At 64.7% G+C, this 3,851-nt stretch carries 3 protein-coding genes and 1 pseudogene; 3 read left to right on the top strand and 1 reads right to left on the bottom strand.

Features of this window, described 5'->3' with window-relative positions; genetic code table 11:
• Positions 1-54: 54 nt before the first annotated feature.
• The 3 genes and pseudogenes from ACESL8_RS07365 to ACESL8_RS07355 all read left to right on the top strand — a co-directional run.
• A pseudogene (locus tag ACESL8_RS07365) lies at positions 55-360 on the top strand (phosphoribosyltransferase); the annotation flags it as partial.
• Entirely contained in the window at positions 357-1,379 is a 1,023-nt protein-coding gene (locus tag ACESL8_RS07360) for an adenosine deaminase (protein ID WP_372917373.1), read from the top strand. The pseudogene ACESL8_RS07365 and the gene ACESL8_RS07360, both read left to right, overlap by 4 nt.
• A gap of 62 nt (positions 1,380-1,441) precedes the next feature.
• Positions 1,442-2,971, top strand: coding sequence for a long-chain fatty acid--CoA ligase (locus tag ACESL8_RS07355; RefSeq protein ID WP_372917371.1), 1,530 nt, complete (start codon positions 1,442-1,444; stop codon positions 2,969-2,971).
• Here ACESL8_RS07355 and ACESL8_RS07350 read toward each other — a convergent pair.
• The coding region (locus ACESL8_RS07350) for a hypothetical protein (RefSeq protein ID WP_372917369.1) at positions 2,968-3,851 on the bottom strand (884 nt) is incomplete at its 5' end. The genes ACESL8_RS07355 and ACESL8_RS07350 overlap by 4 nt on opposite strands.

Below are 3,851 nucleotides of genomic sequence, written 5' to 3'. Positions count from 1 at the left end.
TGTGTTACGCTACTCCCGCCAACCCCTCAGGCACCCTCTGATGAATAATCCGGGCTAAACGCTGATGATCGGCTGCTGGTGATCGACGACGTGTTTGATAGTGGCCGCAGCATCGAGGCGGTGCTGACCGAGCTGCGCGCCCGCTGCCGCGCCAACACGCCCGCCGATATCCGCATCGCCACAGTGTGGTACAAGCCGGCGCGCAACCAGACGGCGCTGGAACCCGATTATTTCATCCACGAAAGCGACGACTGGCTGGTGTTCCCGCACGAGATCGACGGACTGACGCCCGAGGAAATCCGTGCCCACAAGCCGGCCGCCGACGTGATCCTGGCCCCGATCAACGGACTGACAAAGTGAACGGATTCGCGTCCCCAGCGGCCCGCGCCGCCTTCATCGGCGTCCTGCCCAAGGCCGAACTGCACCTGCACATCGAAGGCAGCCTGGAACCGGAAATGATGTTTGCACTGGCGCAGCGAAACGGCGTGAAGCTCGCGTTCAGCAGTATCGAGGCGATCCGCGCGGCGTATGATTTCTCCAACCTGCAGGATTTCCTCGACATTTATTATCAGGGCATGGCGGTGCTGCGATGCGAACAGGATTTCTTTGATCTCACCGCCGCCTATCTGAACCGCGCCGCTGCCGACGGGGTGCGCCATGTCGAGATTTTCTTTGATCCGCAGGGCCACACGGTGCGCGGCGTGGCGTTCGCCAGCGTGGTCGGCGGCATTGCCCGGGCGCTGGCCGAGGAACGCGGGATCACGTCGCGGCTGATCATGTGCTTCCTGCGCCATTTGCCAGAATCCGAGGCCGAAAAGACGCTGGACGAAGCGCTGCCATTCCTGCCGTTCATCCACGGTGTAGGCCTCGATTCCAGCGAAGTCGGCCACCCGCCGGAGAAATTCGCCCGCGTTTTTGCCCGCGCCCGCAGCCTGGGCCTGAAGACCGTCGCCCATGCCGGCGAGGAAGGTCCGCCCGAGTATGTCTGGCAGGCATTGGATGTGCTGAAGGTGGACCGTATCGACCACGGCAACCGTGCGCTGGAGGATACAGCGCTGGTGGAACGCATCGCCAACGATGGTCTCACCCTCACCGTCTGCCCGCTTTCCAATCTGAAGTTGTGCGTGGTTGATGATCTGGCCAGCCACCCGCTGCGCCGCATGCTGTCCGCCGGTTTGCAGGCCACGGTAAACAGCGATGATCCGGCGTATTTCGGCGGTTATGTGAACGCCAATTTCATCGCCGTGGCGGACGCGCTTGACCTGAACCGGGCCGAGATCATCAGCCTCGTCCGCAACAGTTTCACCGGCAGCTTCCTGTCCGCTGCCGATCAGGCCCGGCATCTGGCCGCAATCGACGCCTGCGCTGCCGGCGAGTGACCGATTGTTGACGGCGGCTGCCGGCAACACCAAAGATACGCAAATTTTTGGAGAGCACGGCGATGGCAGGGGCGGATATCGGACTGGGCAGCTGGTTTACCCGGCGCGTGCTGCAAACGCCGGACCGCCCGGCGCTTACGTTTGACGGCAGCACCCGCAGCTATCGGCAGATGAACCACGACCTCAACCGCCTGGCCGCGGCGCTGAAGGCGGGCGGCATCTGCCGGGGTGACCGGGTCGGCTTCCTCGGGCTCAACCAGCCGCTGTATTTCGATCTCTTGTTTGCCGCCGCCCGGCTGGGCGCGATTTTTGTGCCGCTCAATTTCCGCTTAACGGGGCCGGAGCTGGATTACATCGTCAACGATGCCGGCGTGCACACGTTGGTGGTAGATGGCCCGCATCGGCCGGTGATCGACAGCGTTCGCGACCGGCTGGGCTGCCGGTGCTTCCTGTCAGCTGATGGCCCGGCGCCGGGCTGGCAGCCGATTGCAGACTTTGTTGGCGACGCGGCGCCATTGGCGCAAGGCGTGGAGACCGCCGATGATGACATCGCGGTGATCATGTACACGTCGGGCACTACCGGCCGGCCCAAGGGGGTCATGCTGACCCACGGCAATTTCTGGTGGGCCAACGTCAACGGTTCGCTGGGGGCCGACATCAGCGAGAGTGATGTGTCCATCGTGATGGCACCGTTGTTCCACATCGGCGGGTTGAACGTCACGCCGCTGTCGGCTTGGCAAAAGGGTGGGCATGTCATCCTGCACCGGAATTTTGATCCGGCGCGGTTCCTCTCCGATGTCGCGGCCTACCGGGTCACCACAACGTTCGCCGTGCCGGCCATGCTGCTGTTCATCAGCCAGCAGCCGGATTTTGCCAGCGCAGACTTGTCGAGCCTCAAGATGATCCTGTGCGGCGGCGCCCCCGTGCCCGAGCCGCTGCTGCGCTTGTACAACGCGCGCGGCGTGCCGATGAATCAGGGCTATGGCCTGACCGAAACCGCGCCTTCGGGCACGTTCCTCGGCAATGATTTCGCGCTGGCCAAGCTGGGTTCGGCCGGAAAGCCGGCGTTTTTCGTCGATCTGCGCATCGTGGGCGACGACGGCCGCACGCCGCTCGGCCCGAACGAGCGCGGCGAAGTGATCATGCGCGGCCCCAACATCATGCGCGGCTACTGGAACAAACCCGAAGCCACCGCAGCGGCCATCGATGCCGAAGGCTGGTTCCATTCGGGCGACATCGGTTACCTCGACGATGACGGCTTTTTGTATATCTGCGACCGCCTGAAGGACATGATCATCAGCGGCGGCGAGAATATCTATCCGGCCGAAGTCGAAGCCGTGCTCTATGCGCATGACGACGTTGTCGAAGTGGCGATTTTTGGCGAACCCGATGAAAAATGGGGCGAAAGCGTCACCGCGGTGGCCGCCTTGAAAGCCGGCGCGGCGCTGGATATCGAAACCCTGCGCGCCTGGGCCACCGAACGTCTGGCCCGCTACAAGCTGCCGACCCGGCTGGAAATCGTCGACGCGCTGCCGCGCAACCCGGCCGGCAAGGTGCTGAAATTCGAGCTGAGGGACCGGTTCCGGCGTTAGCGCGGCGGGCTGATCGCGGTTGGCAGGTCGCGGCCCCATTTCAGGAAGGCGGCCTTAACGTCGGGCCGGGCTTTCAGGGTGCGCATCGTTGCCTTGGTCACCCGGTCGGGCGCGCTGGGCCTGTCGTTGACCAGGAAGGGCTGCAATTCGAACAATGCATCATCGCGGCTGTCTTCGGTTTCCAGCCGCTTGATCATTACGGCGGCGGCGGCGTCGAGGCGGCCCAGGCAAGCGAAGGCGGCTTGCAGCGCGCGGTTGTTGGCGTCCTTGGCCCATCCGGCGGGCAGAGCGGCACCGGCCTTCTGTGCATCGGCCGGCTTGCCGGAACGGGTGTGCGCGCAGACCCGGATGCCGGTCAGGGCCTGTTTGCCAAAGTCATTGAGGTCAGCGCTGTCGGCGGCGGTGACACGGGCCAGGGCATCGGCGTGGCGGCCGGCTTCTTCGGCCATGTCGGCGGCGATGATGCGAAACGCCAGGCCGCTGGGCCGGCCTTCGGTGGGCAAAGCTGCCACCGCGTCCAACAGCGCCAACGCCTCGTTGGCGCGGCCGGCATCGCTCAGCAGCGCGGCCTTGAGGTTGAGCGTCCACAATTCGCGGTTGTTCAGCTTGGCCAATGCTTCAGGGGCGGCGCCGATGTCCTTGATGCGCTCCAGCGCTTCGGGTTCCTTGCTGGCGATGTTGAGCGCTTCGGCGACGCCGGCGCGGGCCACGATCGATTGCGGATTGGCGGCCAGGCGCTTTTCGGCCGCCGCGATGAAGGCGGCATCGGCAATGTCGGCGCCGGGGCCCAGCCGGGCTTCCAGTGCCGGCCACAGCGATTGGTAACGCCGGTCGATGGCCAGCCGGGCGATGTTGGCGGTGTTGATCAGCGCGGCGATCA

It is taken from the genome of Sandarakinorhabdus sp. (genome assembly GCF_041689835.1).
Lineage (GTDB): Bacteria > Pseudomonadota > Alphaproteobacteria > Sphingomonadales > Sphingomonadaceae > Sandarakinorhabdus.
This window is presented reverse-complemented; position numbering and strand designations above follow the sequence as displayed.

What these genes read in the sequence shown, in the direction of transcription:
- ACESL8_RS07355 (WP_372917371.1), top strand. Translation starts at nt 1,442, where the DNA reads ATGGCAGGGGCGGATATCGGACTGGGCAGCTGGTTTACCCGGCGCGTG.